Genomic DNA, 15215 nt, shown 5'->3' with positions numbered 1-15215 from the left:
CTTATTCTATTTCTATCAGTCTTTCAAATGCCTCTTATAAAACACATAAAACGTCGCCGACGTACAGACCGCCGCGAGGATATCCGACACGGGCTCTGCAAAGAAAATAGAAAATACCTCCGCCGGATATTCCACCAGCCCCGCGATCTCCTCTGCCATGGCCGCCGCAAAGGGCAGCTTTCCCACGGTCACAGGGAATATGTAGATCAGCGGCGCCAGAAGGATGACCTTCCTTAAGCAGGCCAGGATCAGGGAGATCTTTGCCTGTCCCAGGGACATGAAGGACTGCTGGCAGCTGATCTGGGCTCCGAAGATCGCTCCGCCCGCCAGATAAATGGGAAGCGCCCAGGCACTGAAATGGAGGAGCGACGGGTCGTTGCTGAAGATCCCGGCAAAGGGGCCTGGGAAGATCATCATAAGGCCTGTGAGGGTCGTAGCAAATACCAGGCACAGCACATGGCTGATCTTACAGGCCTTCCGCACCCGGGCCAGATTTCCGGCTCCGTAATTGTAGCTGATAATGGGCTGGGCCCCCTGGCAGAAGCCCTGGGTGGGCAGGGTTACAAACTGCCACAGGCTGAACATGATGGCCACAGTGCCCACGGCCATAGTTCCGCCGTATTTGGAAAGCTGATTGTTAAAGGAGATCTGGATCAGGCTTTCTGTAATGCTCATGGTAAAGGGCGATACACCCAGAGCCATGATGGGCAGAAGCACATTCTTCTTCACCTTGAAAAATTCCGGCCGCATCTTTAACAGGCTCTTTTTTCCAAATAAAAAAGAAAGGGCCCAGATACAGGAGATCCCCTGGGCGATGATGGTGGCGATGGCCGCACCCTTGACGCCCATATGAAGGTAGTTGATGAAAAACGCATCAAAGATAATGTTTAAAATGGCTCCGATGAGCACCGTGCACATACCGGTGCGGGCGAAACCCTGGGTCGTAATGTAAGAATTCATGCCCAGGGAGATCATCACGAAAACCGTTCCCAGGGCATAGATGGACACATAATCACAGGCCATGTCCAGGGTGGTGGGATCTGCGCCGAAAAGCGTTAAAATGGGCCTTTGGAAAACCAGGATCACCACCGTAAGGATCACTCCCACAGTGATCAGGGAGGCGAAGCTTACCCCCAGGATCTCCTCCGCCCCCCTCTGGTCCTTCTTTCCCATTTTAATGGCGCATAAGGGCGCGCCGCCGATCCCCACTAATCTTGTGAACGCAGTGATACAGGTGATCAGCGGAAGGGACACACTTAAGGCCGCCATGGCCGTGGTGCCATTTTCGATCCTTCCGATGAACATCCGGTCCACCATGTTATATAAGATCCCCACCAGCTGGGCGATGATGGAGGGGATGGAAAGTGAAAGCATCAGTTTCCATATGTTCCCCGTTTCCAGCCTGCTGTTTCCGTTATTTTCTGTCTTTCCCTGCTGTTCCATATCCGCCGCCTCTTATTTACTGCTTTTCGTGGGTCCTGTGCATGGAGAAGGACTCCATATCATAATTCTTTAAGTTCTCCCATACGCCTCTCTCATCGGCCTTTCCGATCAGAGCGTCCCGGTCCTTCTTAAAGGTCGTCTCCTGCTTTAAGTTGCTGGGGCCGCCTACGCAGCCGCCCTGGCACATCATGCCTTCGATGAAGTCCTCGGGGAGCCTTCCCACCTTCATAAGGAGAAGAGCCTTCTTCACATCGGCCGGGCCGCTGCATCTTGCTACCTTGATATCGGTGCTCTCTCCCTGCTCCTTTAAGCACTGGATCACCGCATTGGTAACGCCGCCGCCGTTTCCGAACCGCTTACCGAACACGCTGGCTTCCTGATCCTTATACTCCTCCGGCTCCAGCTCCACGTCCTTGGCCCGCATCAGTTCAATGGCCTCTCCGAAGGTCAGGACAAAGTCTGCGTTTCCTTCCACGCTCTTATCGGCTGCCTCGGCCTTTTTCGCCATACACGGCCCGATGAACACGGTAACAGTCTCCGGATCTTTGGCCTTTAACATTCTGGACACGGCACACATGGGGGAAACCGTGGTGGACAGGTTATCGATCAGAGTGGGATAATGTTTTTTGATCAGGTTCACAAAAGCCGGACAGCAGGAGGTGGTCATCTTCTTTCCTTCCTTATACGCCTCTGCCCACTCCATGGCCTCGTAAGCGGCCGTCATGTCTCCGCCGGCGGCAACCTCCACCATATCTGCAAAGCCGACCTTCTTAAGGGCCGTTCTCCAGCTTCCCATAGTAATATCGGCTCCAAACTCACCCTCTGCGGCGGGGGCCACCATGGCAACTACCTTCTTTCCAGCCTTAAGGGCGTTGATGACCTGGACGATAAACACCTTGGAGGTGATGGCTCCGAAGGGACAGCTCCTCACGCAGGCTCCGCACTGGATGCATTTCTTCTCGTCGATCTGGCAGATACCCGTATCCAGATCCATGGTGATGGCGTCCACAGGACATGCGCGGCGGCAGGGACGGATCAGCTCCGCAATGGCGTTGTACGGACATGCCTGGGCGCATTTTCCGCATTCCTTACATTTATCCGGATCGATATGGGCCCGGTCACGGCCGATGGAGATGGCTCCAAAATTACATGCATTCTGGCAGGCCTTACCCATACATTTCTGGCAGTTGTCTGTCACCACGAACCGGGTGATCGGGCACTCCTCGCAGGCAGAGGGGATCACCTGGATCATATTGTCGCTATGCTTTCCGCTGGGACATTTCCCCTCAGCCAGACGGACTCTCTGGCGGATGATCTCTCTTTCTTTATATACACAGCAGCGGAACTGGGCTTTCGGTCCCGGGATCAGCTTAAAGGGGATCTCATCCCTCTTTTCATCCAGTTCTCCGGAAAAGGCCAGCTTTGCTACCTCATGCAGAACGTTATACTTGATCTTTAACAATGCCTCGTCATTGGTCCTCATACTTGATTCCTCCTGATATCCTTCTGAAATCTTTCCTTAATCCTATACCGTTCTATATTATCGCATATCCGGACGGTCTCCGCAATATGAAACCTGTATAATTTTTAACGGGATTTCACTGTTTTTCTTTATTTTATTAAGAGACCGTATAATTTCTGCCGCCGCTTTGACAAACCCTGGCCCGTGTGATATATTGAAGCTGTTCGTGCTGACCCCGAAGGGCGCCGGCGCTTTCTGAGGGAAAAGGCGATGAGATCCTGTACAGAAAGGAACAGATTATGGAAACACGCGTAGCGCTCATTGGGATCATGGTGGAAAATGCAGAATCCGTAGAAAAGCTCAACGACCTCCTCCACCAGTACCGTTCATACATTATCGGCCGCATGGGCGTGCCTTACCGTGAAAAGGGCCTTTCTATCATCAGCGTCGTCCTGGACGCGCCTATGGACAAGATCAGCAGCCTTTCTGGAAAGCTTGGAATGCTGGACGGAGTCAGCACAAAAACAATCTATTCCAGGAGGAATTAATATTATGAAAAAATTCACATCCTTCATTCTTGCCGCAGCCCTGGGCATGGCGCTCCTTACGGGCTGCGGTCCTGAAAAACCGGCGGAGACCTCCGCTGCGGGATCCGCAGAGTCCCAGACCGCTGCGGCTTCTTCTAACGCAGAGGCTTCTGTCCCTGAAACCAATGAAAAAGAATCCTCTGAGGCCGCAGCAGCAGGAAAAGAATCCTCCGGCGGCAGCGGGGACGGCACCGTGATCCGCGTCGGCGGCTTAAAGGGCCCCACCACCATGGGCCTTGTGAAGCTCATGGACGACACAGAGAACGGAAAAGCCCAGAATGATTATGAATTTACCATGGTGACAGCCGCTGACGAGCTGACAGCCCTGGTGGCAGGAAATAAGGTGGACATTGCACTTCTTCCCGCCAATGTTGCCGGAGTCCTCTACAACAAGACAAAGGGCGGGATCTCTGTCATCGACGTGAACACCCTGGGCGTTTTATACCTGGTATCCTCCGACACCTCCGTCACCTCCATTGACCAGTTAAAGGGAAAGACCGTATACCTCACCGGAAAGGGCACCACTCCGGAATATTCCCTCCGCTATCTGATGTCCGCTGCCGGACTGACCGAGGATGATGTGACCCTGGAGTTCAAATCCGAGCCTGCGGAGGTGGCCTCTGTCCTGGCGGAGGATCCCAGCCGCATCGGCCTTCTCCCCCAGCCCTTCGTTACCTCTGCCCTGGCCCAGAACGAGAGCCTTTCTGTGATCCTGGATCTGACAAAGACCTGGGATGAGGCCCAGGAGCAGGCCGAGACCAAAAGCCGCATGATCACCGGCGTGACCATCGTAAATAACGATTTCCTGGCCGCCCACGGCGACCTGGTGGATACCTTCCTTTCTGAGCATGAGGCGTCCATCCGCTTTACCTCTGAGGATCCCGACACAGCTTCCATGCTGATCGAGGCCGCCGGGATCGTTCCCAAGGCTGCCGTGGCGAAAAAGGCCCTGCCTGGCTGCAATATCGCCTTCCTGTCCGGCGGTGAGATGAAAACGGCTCTGTCCGGCTATTTAAAGGCCCTCTTTGACCAGAACCCTGCCTCCACAGGCGGAGCCCTGCCGGATGACGCCTTCTACTATACGGGAGCCGTTTCCAACTAAATGACCGGGCCGGAGCTTCCGGCTCTATATGTAAAGGAGCAGATACTTCCATGCACAGATTCCCAGACTGGTCCCGAAGGACCGCCATTCTGCTGTTCTGGCTGTTTTTGTGGCATCTGGCATCCCTGGCTGTCCAGAACCAGATCCTTCTGGTGGGGCCCCTGGATGCCTTAAAGGCCCTGGCTGTACAGCTTGCCTCCCCAGCCTCCTGGGGAGCCCTCTGGTTTTCCTTCGGCCGCATCAGCCTGGGATTTTTTATGGCCTTCCTGGCGGGTCTCCTGACCGGCTCCCTGGCCTTCTGGAAGCCCCTGGCAGGTGAGATCCTGGAACCGGCCATCCAGTTCATGAAGTCCGTGCCCGTGGCCTCCTTCGTGATCCTGGCCCTCATATGGACCGGAGCAGAAAACCTTTCGGTCTTTATTTCCTTCCTTGTGGTCTATCCGGTGATCCATATAAACACCCTGGCCGGACTCTCCCATGCGGATCCGGGTCTTCTGGAAATGGCCCGGGTCTTCCGGGTCCCGGTCTGGAGGCAGGCCCTTTCCATCTACCGGATCTCTCTGTATCCATACCTGGAAAGCGCTCTGAAGACCTCTCTGGGCATGGGCTTTAAATCCGGCATCGCAGCCGAGGTCATCGGCGTTCCCGGCGGCTCCATTGGAGAAGGGCTTTATATGGCCAAGATCTATCTGAGCACCGCTGACCTCTTTGCCTGGACCCTCATGATCATCGCCGTCAGCTCTGTCTTTGAAAAGCTGTTTCTTCTTCTGTTAAAGACCATTGCCGGAAACGGCGTTCCCGGAAAGGAGGAAAACCATGCTGCTTCCGTCTGATCCCGCCTTCCGGGTCACCGTCCGGGACCTGACAAAATCCTATGGGGACAGTCTTGTGCTGGACCATGTATCCCTAAATCTGGAAAGCGGCTGTCCCTGCTGCCTTATGGCTCCCTCGGGAGCTGGAAAGACCACGCTTTTCCGGATCCTCATGGGACTGGAGACCGCTGATTCCGGAACCATAGAGGGCCTGGAGGGCCGCTCCTTTTCTGCGGTTTTCCAAGAGGACCGCCTGCTTGAGGGATACACCGTCCTCCAGAATATCCGCTTCGTCACCGGCCGCGGGTATCCTGCCCATGAACTGACTGCCATCATAAAGCACCTTCTGCCCGAAGATTCCCTTAAAAAGCCAGTGTCGGAATTTTCCGGCGGCATGAAGCGCCGTACCGCCATTCTGCGGGCCATCCTGGCCCCGGCTGATATCGTCCTCATGGACGAGCCCTTCACCGGCCTGGATCCGGACACAAAGCAGCAGGCCGCCCGTATGATAAACAAATATACCGCTGGAAAGCTCCTTCTTTTTTCCACCCACTCACAAGAGGACGCCGCTCTCCTGGGCGCAGAGATCCTCCGGCTGGGCGAAAACGGAGGCCTCTGTTCCCCCGGGATCTGATCGGTCCCGGCAGGCAGAGGCCTCCGTCTTATATGGACCGCCCATGGCAGTCCTTTCCTGTTTTTTTGACTATTTTACGCACAGATACTCATGGTAAATGGCAGCCAGGGACTTTTTCACCAGCCGCTCAAACAGAGGAGCCACCCGGTCCGCCGTCTCCTGGACCTCCTTATGGCTCAAAGGCTGGGGAAGGATCCCGCTGGCCATGTTGGTGATACAGGAGATCCCGCACACGCTCATACCCATGTGGTTGGCAGCAATGGCCTCGCAGACCGTGCTCATGCCCACAGCGTCCGCTCCCAGAGTCCTGGCCATACGGATCTCCGCCGGCGTCTCATAAGCCGGGCCTGTGAACTGTACGTAAACGCCCTCCTGGATCGGGATGTTTTCCTCTTTGGCCACCCGCCGGATGATATCCCGGATCTCTTTCCTATACACATCACTCATATCCGGGAATCTTGGGCCTGCCTCCTCGTCATTGGGCCCGATGAGCGGAGACGGGATAAAGCTGCTGATATGATCGCTCATCAGCATAAAATCCCCAGCCTGATAGCCAGTGTTCACGCCGCCCGATGCATTGGTGAGGAATAACAGCTTCGCGCCCATGAGCTTCATTAAACGGATCGGCAGCGTCACCTCATCCATGGAATACCCCTCGTAAAAATGTACTCGGCCCTGCATGATCACCATGGGTACGTCCTCCACATAGCCGAAGATAAAACGGCCCTTATGCCCCGGAACCGTAGACACTGGGAAACCCGGAATGTCCTTATAATCCAGGATCTCTGCGATCTCCACCTTCTCTGCAAAGTTTCCCAGGCCGGAGCCCAGGACCAGAGCCGCCTCCGGCTTAAACGTGATCTTTTCCTTCACGCTCTCATAAATCTTCCGTACATCCAGCTTTCTGTCCATAGCCATTCCTCCTCATATAAATATTGATGATATATACTGCATTTTTCCGGAACGCTTAAGTCCTCCCGGCCATACCCTATCCCAGGATCCCCAGGTGCTCCAGAAGGATCTTGCAGCCCATGAGCACCAGGATCAGCCCGCCGGCAAATTCTGCCTTCCCTTTATATCGCAGGCCAAACACATGGCCCACCTTTACTCCGATGGAAGATAGGATAAATGTGATCACTCCGATAAACGTCACTGCCCAAAGGATATTGACATTTAAAAAGGCAAAGGTCACTCCCACCGCCAAAGCGTCGATGCTGGTGGCCACCGCCAGGGGGAGCATGGCCTTAAACCCAAAGGAGGAGTCCAGGGACTCGGCATCCGTATCCCGGGATTCCCGGATCATATTGATCCCGATGATCCCCAACAGGATAAAGGCGATCCAGTGGTCAACCTTCACGATCACATTCTGGAACTGGCTGCCCAGAAGATATCCCAGTGCTGGCATCAGCCCCTGGAAGCCTCCAAAATAAACGCCGCAGGTCAGGGCATGGCCCAGCTTAAGTCTCTGGACCGAAAGGCCCTTACAGACAGAAACCGCAAAGGCGTCCATAGAGAGACCCACGGCAATGATAAAAAGCTCTGTTAAGCTCATGGGAGTTCCTCCTGTCTCTTTTAAGTATTTTTCTCCGGGGAAGGCTTTCCTGTCACAATGTCATGGAACATGTCTTCCTATGATATAAAAAAGCACTGTACCTGTCGGTAAACCGGCAAATACAGTGGTCTTTTCATGCGGATGAAGGGACTTGAACCCCCACGGTTGCCCGCCAGCTCCTAAGGCTGGTGCGTCTGCCAGTTCCGCCACATCCGCATCGTGTCAAACACGCGCATCGTATTATACCACTGTCAGAAGGCATTTGTCAATCCCGTTTCGTCTCCAAGGCAGCCCGGCTGCCGCTGTTCACCAGAAAGCCCGTAAACAGCAGCATCCGCAGTCCTGCTCCTTTGGTCCTCTTCTGTATGCTTACAGATAATACTCGTTCTCCCGCCGTTCTGCCAGCCTGGACGAGAACTCCCTGGCAAACGCGTGGTATACCTCCACATCCATGTTCTTTGCATGAACTGGACAATTCCGGATACAGCGGAAGCAGGAAATACAGATCTCCGGATTCACCTGGAACTGGTCATTGATGGCCTGGACCGGGCAACCACGCTTACAGATCCCGCAGCCAACACATGCATCCGAGATCAAAGGCTTAAACTTCCCTCCGGGAACTGCTTCCTTTTTATAAGGACGGCTTCCAGGGATCGTGCTCTTCATGGCTTCCGACGCAGCCGCACGCTTTGCAAACTCTGCATCCGCCTTCAGGTCCTCCCCATCCGGACGCTCCGTCTGGATCTCCCCATATGTATGGCGTCCCACCAGGGCAGCCGCTCCCCTTACAGCAAATCCATGTTCCCTGGCAATGTCCTCCATCTCCACCAGCGCATCGTCATAATGACGGTTTCCATAGGTAGCCACGAGAATGCACGGCGTTCCATTTCCCTTTAACCCGGAAAGCCTGGGGACCGCTACCATAGGGATCCTGCCTGCGTATACCGGCATTCCAATGATCACCAGATCCTCCGGGCCAAACTGACAGGATACTCCCGTATCAGAAGGCAGCGTCAGATCCACTGTCTTATAGCCTGGATCCAGCGCCGCCGCCATGGCCTCCACACTTCTTTTCGTATTCCCCGTCGGAGAAAAATAAACTGCTGTAACCCCCATATATGTCGCTCCTTTTCACATAATTCTGTATATTTATCTGATTCTATTGTATCCTCCAAATCGCTGTCCGTCAACCCGGTTTCCCTCCTATTCTTTTTTCCTATCTTTCCTTTTTGAAGAATAAAATAGACAAATTCTCTGACAGCATGTATACTATTGATATTAGGTCAAAAATTTTTTGACCCGGACTTCATACGATGAACATATTTAAAAAATGGGAGGTAATACCATGGACAGAACTGAACAACTGAAAAATCTGGTGGAAAACTGCCGGGATCTGATCTTAAAGACAGAACGTGACATCTGGGCCAGCCCCGAGACTGGATACCATGAATGGAAGACCAACGCATACATGGAAAAGCTCTTTGAAGATCTTGGCTACACCCTCACAAAGGCTGGAGATATTCCCGGCTTCTATACAGATGTGGAAACCGGAAAGCCGGGTCCCAAGGTAGCGATCCTGGGAGAACTGGATTCCCTGATCTGCGGAAACCACCCGGACGCTGACCCGGAGACGAAGGCTGTCCATGCCTGCGGCCACAACGCCCAGTGCGCGACCCTGGCAGGAGTCGCCGCGGCCTTAAAGCAGCCCGGAGCCCTGGACGGATTATGCGGCTCCATCCGCCTCATGGCCGTTCCTGCGGAGGAGCTGATCCAGTTGGGTTACAGGGAGGGCCTCAGAAAGCAGGGAACGATCCATTATTACGGCGGTAAGGTGGAATTTATCTACCGCGGCTATTTTGACGGAGTCGACATGGCCATGATGATCCACGCCGGCAACATGCCGGAGGGAAAATACCTGACCATCAACCCCGGCTGCAACGGCTGTGTTGTAAAGAATGTGACCTTTGAGGGTGTGGCATCCCATGCCGGCGGTTCCCCGGAAAAGGGCATCAACGCCCTGTATGCAGCCACCACTGCCATGACCGCAGCCAACGCTCTCCGCGAAACCTTCCTGGACAATGAGCATATCCGTTTCCACCCCATCATCACCGAGGGCGGCGCAGCCGTAAACGCCATCCCCGAGAGGACCAAGGTGGAGACCTATGTGCGCGGCGCATCCTATGAGGCGATCGTGGAATACAATAAAAAGCTGAACCAGGCCATGGCCGGATCCGCCGCAGCCATCGGCGCCACCGTTCTTCTGGAGGACCGCCCGGGTTATTTCCCATTAAATAACGATAAGAACCTGAACGCTCTGGCAAAAGAGGCCATGGAGGCTGTTGGCGGCCCTGGCTGCGTAGAGGAGACCGATCACTGGGATACTGGCAGCACCGATATGGGAGATGTTTCCTCCATCATGCCGGCGGTCCATCCCTACGGCGCAGGAGCCATTGGAACCGGTCACGGCATGGATTATTACATTGACGATCCGGAACGGGCCTGTGTTGCTCCGGCTAAATGCCTGCTGATCATGGCTGACCGCCTTCTTTCCAATGACGCAGCCCTGGCGAAAAAGGTCCTTGCTGAAAGCAAACCGCGCTTTGCCTCCAAGGAAGAGTATCTGAAAGCCATCGAAAGTCTCAACATGACTAAAAATGCTGTGGTAAAAAAGGAAGACGGAACCGTTGTTCTGGATTTCTTAAAATAATTCAAGAGCCGGGGCCTCCATTTCTGGATCGCCCCGGCTTCACTTTATTTTGCCAGTTCTTTCACTGTATCTAAAAATTCCTGGGGCACCTTATAATAGAAGGCAGCCACTGAAACCGGGATATTGGCTCCCTTTACGGCGTTACTGGAATATACCCGTTCGATACAATCCGTATCCTTAAAGGTCGTGATCGTTTCGATCACCTCATACTCCGGCTCTTCACTTTCCTCTGTCTTATTATAATTTACCTCTACCTTTTCCCAGATCCTGAGTCCAAACTCCGGCACCAGATCGCCTGGCACCTCCGTGATCCGTTCCCACTCCGGAGATTCCAAAAGCTTCTGGATCACAGTCGGGTCCTCCGTCGTATTTACAGGCACAGCCGTACTTTCGGCTGTGAAAATTTCAATTTTATACTGCCCTTCCTCCACCGCAGCATCTTCTTCCGCATCTTCTGCCTTTTCTCCGCCACATCCAGAAAGCGCCAGCATAAGCCCCAGAAGAGCTGCTATCCATAATTTCTTCATCAATGAGGTCATCTCCTTATATGCTGCATTTTTATGAAGCCAATCATATCACAAAAGCAGCCATTATACAAGTCCGAGGCATTCTGCCAGCGGGACCCACAAAAACAGCGGAAGTCCCTATAAATCGGGACCTCCGCTGAAATGCACTCTCTTAAAAAGCTCGGGACGGGAGGGTCTGCCCCAGCGCAGCCCACAACAATGGGCGCAGCGAGGGCATTCGGACCTGGGCGTCAGCCCTGTGGGGGCGGAGACTGTCTCGTGCTTTCAGACTCTTTTTTATCTTTTTCTGCAAATAAAAAAAGCACGAGACGGGAGGGTCTGCCCCAGCGCAGCCCACGACAGTGGGCGCAGCGAGGGCATTCGGACCTGGGCGTCAGCCCTGCGGGGGCGGAGACTGTCTCGTGCTTTCAGACTCTTTTTTATCTTTTTCTGCAAATAAAAAAAGCACGAGACGGGATTCGAACCCGCGACCCTCGCCTTGGCAAGGCGATACTCCACCACTGAGCCACTCGTGCATTTCTTCCTTTATCCTGTTTTTCGCGTACCTTCAAAACCACATACTGAACTTCCGAAACCTTCTAAAACAGCCTTTCTGGATAAGCCCTCGACCGATTAGTGACAGTCAGCTCCGTACATTGCTGCACTTCCACCTCTGCCCTATCTACCTCGTCGTCTTCAAGGGGTCTTACTTCTTCCGAATGGGATATCTCATCTTGAGGGGGGCTTCACGCTTAGATGCCTTCAGCGTTTATCCCGTCCGGACTTGGCTACCCGGCCGTGAGCCTAGCGGCTCAACCGGTGCACCAGCGGTCCGTCCATCCCGGTCCTCTCGTACTAAGGACAGCTCCTCTCAGATATCCTGCGCCCACGCCGGATAGGGACCGAACTGTCTCACGACGTTCTGAACCCAGCTCGCGTACCGCTTTAATGGGCGAACAGCCCAACCCTTGGGACCTACTCCAGCCCCAGGATGCGATGAGCCGACATCGAGGTGCCAAACCACTCCGTCGATGTGAACTCTTGGGAGTGATAAGCCTGTTATCCCCAGGGTAGCTTTTATCCGTTGAGCGATGGCAATCCCACTTTCATACCACCGGATCACTAAGTCCTAGTTTCCTACCTGCCCGACCCGTCGGTCTCGCAGTCAAGCTCCCTTCTGCCTTTGCACTCTGCGAATGGTTTCCAACCATTCTGAGGGAACCTTTGAGCGCCTCCGATACCCTTTCGGAGGCGACCGCCCCAGTCAAACTCCCCGCCTGACATTGTCCCCCAGCCAGGTCATGGCTGCAGGTTAGAAACCCAGTGACGCAAGGGTGGTATCCCAACAGCGGCTCCACAGAAACCGGAGTTCCTGTCTCATTGCCTCCCACCTATCCTGTGCATGCATCACCGAATCCCAGTATCAAGCTGGAGTAAAGCTCCATGGGGTCTTTCCGTCCTGGCGCAGGTAACCAGCATCTTCACTGGTATTTCAATTTCACCGGGTGCATTGTCGAGACAGCGCTCAAATCATTACGCCTTTCGTGCGGGTCGGAACTTACCCGACAAGGAATTTCGCTACCTTAGGACCGTTATAGTTACGGCCGCCGTTTACTGGGGCTTCAATTCAAAGCTTCGGTTTCCCTGACCTCTCCTCTTAACCTTCCAGCACCGGGCAGGCGTCAGCCCATATACCTCACCTTTCGGTTTCGCATAGACCTGTGTTTTTGCTAAACAGTTGCTTGAGCCTATTCTCTGCGGCCGGATCTCTCCGGCACCCCTTCTCCCGAAGTTACGGGGTCATTTTGCCGAGTTCCTTAACAATGCTTCTCCCGCCGGCCTTAGGATTCTCTCCTCATCCACCTGTGTCGGTTTACGGTACGGGCACATGGTACACAATAGCGGCTTTTCTCGGCAGCCGGAATCGCACACTTCCCTACTTATGTTCGGTCCGCGTCACAGATTCGGATCATGAAACGGATTTGCCAGTCTCACTCCTACCCTGCTTGCCCGGGGCTCTGTCCCCCGGTTGTGCTGTCCTTCTGCGTCCCCACAGTTCTGATACCATGCGGTACAGGAATCTGGACCTGTTGTCCATCGGCTACGCACTTAAGCCTCGCCTTAGGCCCCGACTTACCCAGGGCAGATCAGCTTTACCCTGGAAACCTTGGATATTCGGCCTGGAGGATTCCCACCTCCATCTCGCTACTCATTCCGGCATTCTCTCTTCTTAAAAGTCCACAGCTCCTTACCGGTACTGCTTCGCTCCTTTAAGAATGCTCCTCTACCAATGACTTACGTCATTCCTGAGCTTCGGTGACGTGTTTCAGCCCCGGACATTTTCGGCGCAGGACCTCTCGACTAGTGAGCTATTACGCACTCTTTGAATGTGTGGCTGCTTCTGAGCCAACATCCTAGTTGTCTTTGAAATCCCACATCCTTTTCCACTTAACACGCACTTTGGGACCTTAGCTGCAGGTCTGGGCTCTTTCCCTTTCGACGACCCAACTTATCTCGTGCCGTCTGACTCCCGGTCATCATCTCTGTGGCATTCGGAGTTTGATATTCTTCGGTAGGCTTTGACGCCCCCTAGGAAATTCAGTGCTCTACCTCCACGAGACTAAACCGAGGCTAGCCCTAAAGCTATTTCGAGGAGAACCAGCTATCTCCGGGTTCGATTGGAATTTCTCCCCTATCCACACCTCATCGCCACCCTTTTCAACGGATGTGCGTTCGGTCCTCCATTTCCTTTTACGGAAACTTCAACCTGGACATGGATAGATCACCCGGTTTCGGGTCTGCACATGCTGACTTGACGCCCTGTTAAGACTTGCTCTCGCTTCGGCTCCGGACTTTCCGTCCTTAACCTTGCCAGCATCCGCAACTCGCCGGACCGTTCTACAAAAAGTACGCGGTTGCACCTTAACGTGCTCCCACAGTTTGTAAACACAGGGTTTCAGGTTCTCTTTCACTCCCCTCCCGGGGTCCTTTTCACCTTTCCTTCACAGTACTATGCGCTATCGGTCACTAAGGAGTATTTAGCCTTGGGGGGTGGTCCCCCCGACTTCCCGCAAGGTTCCACGTGTCTCGCGGTACTCTGGATCCCACTAGCTGGCTATCGTTTTCTCATACAGGACTTTCACCCTCTCTGGTCAGACTTTCCAGACTGTTCTGATAACGATTCGCCTCACATATCGTGGTCCGTAACCCCGGAATGCACGCATTCCGGTTTGGGCTCTTCCGATTTCGCTCGCCGCTACTTTCGGAATCGATGTTTCTTTCTCTTCCTCCGGCTACTTAGATGTTTCAGTTCACCGGGTTCCCGGCGTATGGCTATGGATTCACCATACGTCGCTTAAGGTCTACTTAAGCAGGTTTCCCCATTCAGAGATCTCCGGATCAAAGGATATTTGCTCCTCCCCGAAGCTTATCGCAGCTTATCACGTCTTTCATCGGCTCTTAGTGCCAAGGCATCCACCCTGTGCTCTTTCTAGCTTAACCAGATGTCTCTTCGCCGCGGGAACGGCTCCGAAACGAAGGTGCATAGCGTTGCACTCCTGGCTGTTTGTTTACATTTTTCGGTTTGCATATCTTTCGATATGCCTCGGATGTCTTGTATCTTAAATATATATATAAGATCTTTTATTCAGTATGCAGTTTTCAAGGTACAGTCTGTATGTTCACTCAGCTAAGCTCACTTGCGTCCGCTAAGATTCGTGAACCGCCTCGCACTAAGCTCGATCTGCGCCTTCCGGCTTGTTCTCGCTAAGTTGCTTTCGGCGAGTGGAGATGGAGAGATTCGAACTCTTGACCCCCTGCTTGCAAGGCAGGTGCTCTCCCAACTGAGCTACACCCCCACGGATGCGGGCCTCCCTCTTTTCTGAGGCAATCCCTGTATTCTGTTTATCTTTACAGCCGGTTTCACTCGGCGCTGCCCGAAGGCAATGGGCTTAAGTGGACTCGAACCACCGACCTCACGCTTATCAGGCGTGCGCTCTAACCAGCTGAGCTATAAGCCCATATAAATCTGGCATCCACCTGCTCTCCCATGCCGTCTCCAGCATAGTACCATCGGCCGCTTACGTCTTAACCGTCGTGTTCGGGATGGGAACGGGTGTTTCCCATAAGCGCATCGACACCAGAATTATTCGTTTTTCAAGTCCGCCTGCCGTTCTTTGCAAACCATCTTACGGAGCTGCGCTCCCTAAGCCGTTTCGCAAAGCCCGCCAATACAGTCTGTCATCCATCCAGTCCCAGGAAAACAAGTTTTCCTGTTCCTTCCTGTCTGCCATCCTGTGCAGGCTCCCTTAAAAGCTCAACAGTATATAAAACCCTTACTTCTTCTTCCTTAGAAAGGAGGTGATCCAGCCGCACCTTCCGATACGGCTACCTTGTTACGACTTCACCCCA

General features: G+C 53.7%; 11 protein-coding genes, 4 tRNA genes and 3 rRNA genes. 5 read left to right on the top strand and 13 right to left on the bottom strand.

What is annotated here, in order from left to right; all coding sequences use genetic code 11:
* Positions 1 to 15: 15 nt before the first annotated feature.
* Both OCV69_RS09230 and OCV69_RS09225 read right to left on the bottom strand, forming a co-directional pair.
* Positions 16 to 1443, bottom strand: a complete 1428-nt coding sequence (locus OCV69_RS09230; protein WP_158358820.1) for an MATE family efflux transporter — start codon at positions 1441 to 1443, stop codon at positions 16 to 18.
* A 16-nt stretch (positions 1444 to 1459) separates the two neighbouring features.
* Complete coding sequence (locus OCV69_RS09225) at positions 1460 to 2926, bottom strand: 4Fe-4S dicluster domain-containing protein (RefSeq protein WP_022273004.1); 1467 nt, start codon at positions 2924 to 2926, stop codon at positions 1460 to 1462.
* 278 nt (positions 2927 to 3204) lie between these two features.
* On the opposite strand from OCV69_RS09225, the gene OCV69_RS09220 reads away from it, so the two are divergent.
* The 4 genes from OCV69_RS09220 to OCV69_RS09205 are packed head-to-tail and all read left to right on the top strand — an operon-like array spanning position 3205 to position 6040.
* Positions 3205 to 3453: a TM1266 family iron-only hydrogenase system putative regulator gene (locus tag OCV69_RS09220; RefSeq protein WP_022273005.1), complete on the top strand. Its 249-nt coding sequence runs from the start codon at positions 3205 to 3207 to the stop codon at positions 3451 to 3453.
* A gap of 4 nt (positions 3454 to 3457) precedes the next feature.
* Positions 3458 to 4594, top strand: a complete 1137-nt coding sequence (locus OCV69_RS09215) for an ABC transporter substrate-binding protein (protein ID WP_158358819.1) — start codon at positions 3458 to 3460, stop codon at positions 4592 to 4594.
* Between the two features lie 50 nt (positions 4595 to 4644).
* The gene (locus OCV69_RS09210) at positions 4645 to 5427 is read left to right on the top strand and encodes an ABC transporter permease (protein WP_158358818.1); all 783 of its coding nucleotides are present in this window, start codon (positions 4645 to 4647) and stop codon (positions 5425 to 5427) included.
* Complete coding sequence (locus tag OCV69_RS09205; protein ID WP_158358817.1) at positions 5411 to 6040, top strand: ATP-binding cassette domain-containing protein; 630 nt, start codon at positions 5411 to 5413, stop codon at positions 6038 to 6040. Before OCV69_RS09210 ends, OCV69_RS09205 begins: the two co-directional genes overlap by 17 nt.
* Positions 6041 to 6109: 69 nt before the next feature.
* Here OCV69_RS09205 and OCV69_RS09200 read toward each other — a convergent pair whose 3' ends face one another.
* From OCV69_RS09200 to OCV69_RS09185, 4 genes are all read right to left on the bottom strand, one after another.
* Positions 6110 to 6952 (bottom strand): purine-nucleoside phosphorylase, encoded by an 843-nt coding sequence (locus tag OCV69_RS09200; protein ID WP_022273009.1) that lies wholly within the window; start codon positions 6950 to 6952, stop codon positions 6110 to 6112.
* A gap of 76 nt (positions 6953 to 7028) precedes the next feature.
* A complete protein-coding gene (locus OCV69_RS09195) occupies positions 7029 to 7592 on the bottom strand; it encodes a manganese efflux pump MntP (RefSeq protein ID WP_022273010.1) in 564 nt (187 codons plus the stop codon).
* A 136-nt stretch (positions 7593 to 7728) separates the two neighbouring features.
* Positions 7729 to 7808, bottom strand: a tRNA-Leu gene (locus OCV69_RS09190).
* A 153-nt stretch (positions 7809 to 7961) separates the two neighbouring features.
* Positions 7962 to 8708, bottom strand: coding sequence for a 4Fe-4S binding protein (locus tag OCV69_RS09185; RefSeq protein ID WP_158358816.1), 747 nt, complete (start codon positions 8706 to 8708; stop codon positions 7962 to 7964).
* A gap of 229 nt (positions 8709 to 8937) precedes the next feature.
* Between OCV69_RS09185 and OCV69_RS09180 the strand changes: the two genes are divergently transcribed.
* Complete coding sequence (locus OCV69_RS09180) at positions 8938 to 10299, top strand: amidohydrolase (RefSeq protein ID WP_262563072.1); 1362 nt, start codon at positions 8938 to 8940, stop codon at positions 10297 to 10299.
* A gap of 44 nt (positions 10300 to 10343) precedes the next feature.
* Here the strand turns inward: OCV69_RS09180 and OCV69_RS09175 are convergent, their stop codons facing one another.
* The 7 genes from OCV69_RS09175 to OCV69_RS09145 all read right to left on the bottom strand — a co-directional run.
* Positions 10344 to 10829 carry a hypothetical protein gene (locus OCV69_RS09175; protein WP_158358814.1) on the bottom strand — a complete coding sequence of 162 codons (486 nt, stop codon included), beginning with the start codon at positions 10827 to 10829 and terminating at the stop codon, positions 10344 to 10346.
* A 440-nt stretch (positions 10830 to 11269) separates the two neighbouring features.
* Positions 11270 to 11341 (bottom strand) — tRNA-Gly (locus OCV69_RS09170).
* 77 nt (positions 11342 to 11418) lie between these two features.
* Positions 11419 to 14306: ribosomal RNA gene (locus OCV69_RS09165) — 23S ribosomal RNA — on the bottom strand.
* 283 nt (positions 14307 to 14589) lie between these two features.
* Positions 14590 to 14662 (bottom strand) — tRNA-Ala (locus OCV69_RS09160).
* Positions 14663 to 14750: 88 nt separating this feature from the next.
* A tRNA-Ile gene (locus tag OCV69_RS09155) sits at positions 14751 to 14824 on the bottom strand.
* 6 nt (positions 14825 to 14830) lie between these two features.
* Positions 14831 to 14948: ribosomal RNA gene (gene rrf / locus OCV69_RS09150) — 5S ribosomal RNA — on the bottom strand.
* Between the two features lie 209 nt (positions 14949 to 15157).
* A 16S ribosomal RNA gene (locus OCV69_RS09145) occupies positions 15158 to 15215 on the bottom strand; the annotation flags it as partial.

It is taken from the genome of Alitiscatomonas aceti, assembly GCF_025567195.1.
GTDB classification, from domain to species: domain Bacteria; phylum Bacillota; class Clostridia; order Lachnospirales; family Lachnospiraceae; genus Alitiscatomonas; species Alitiscatomonas aceti.
The sequence above is the reverse complement of the archived record's forward strand: the minus strand, read 5'-3'. Positions and strand labels throughout refer to the sequence as shown.

Bases quoted from the DNA above. Each gene is read 5' to 3' on its own strand.
- OCV69_RS09200 (WP_022273009.1), bottom strand. From the start codon at position 6,952: ATGGACAGAAAGCTGGATGTACGGAAGATTTATGAGAGCGTGAAGGAA.
- OCV69_RS09205 (WP_158358817.1), top strand. From the start codon at position 5,411: ATGCTGCTTCCGTCTGATCCCGCCTTCCGGGTCACCGTCCGGGACCTG.
- OCV69_RS09210 (WP_158358818.1), top strand. From the start codon at position 4,645: ATGCACAGATTCCCAGACTGGTCCCGAAGGACCGCCATTCTGCTGTTC.
- OCV69_RS09220 (WP_022273005.1), top strand. From the start codon at position 3,205: ATGGAAACACGCGTAGCGCTCATTGGGATCATGGTGGAAAATGCAGAA.
- OCV69_RS09215 (WP_158358819.1), top strand. From the start codon at position 3,458: ATGAAAAAATTCACATCCTTCATTCTTGCCGCAGCCCTGGGCATGGCG.
- OCV69_RS09180 (WP_262563072.1), top strand. From the start codon at position 8,938: ATGGACAGAACTGAACAACTGAAAAATCTGGTGGAAAACTGCCGGGAT.
- OCV69_RS09195 (WP_022273010.1), bottom strand. From the start codon at position 7,592: ATGAGCTTAACAGAGCTTTTTATCATTGCCGTGGGTCTCTCTATGGAC.
- OCV69_RS09225 (WP_022273004.1), bottom strand. From the start codon at position 2,926: ATGAGGACCAATGACGAGGCATTGTTAAAGATCAAGTATAACGTTCTG.
- OCV69_RS09230 (WP_158358820.1), bottom strand. From the start codon at position 1,443: ATGGAACAGCAGGGAAAGACAGAAAATAACGGAAACAGCAGGCTGGAA.
- OCV69_RS09185 (WP_158358816.1), bottom strand. From the start codon at position 8,708: ATGGGGGTTACAGCAGTTTATTTTTCTCCGACGGGGAATACGAAAAGA.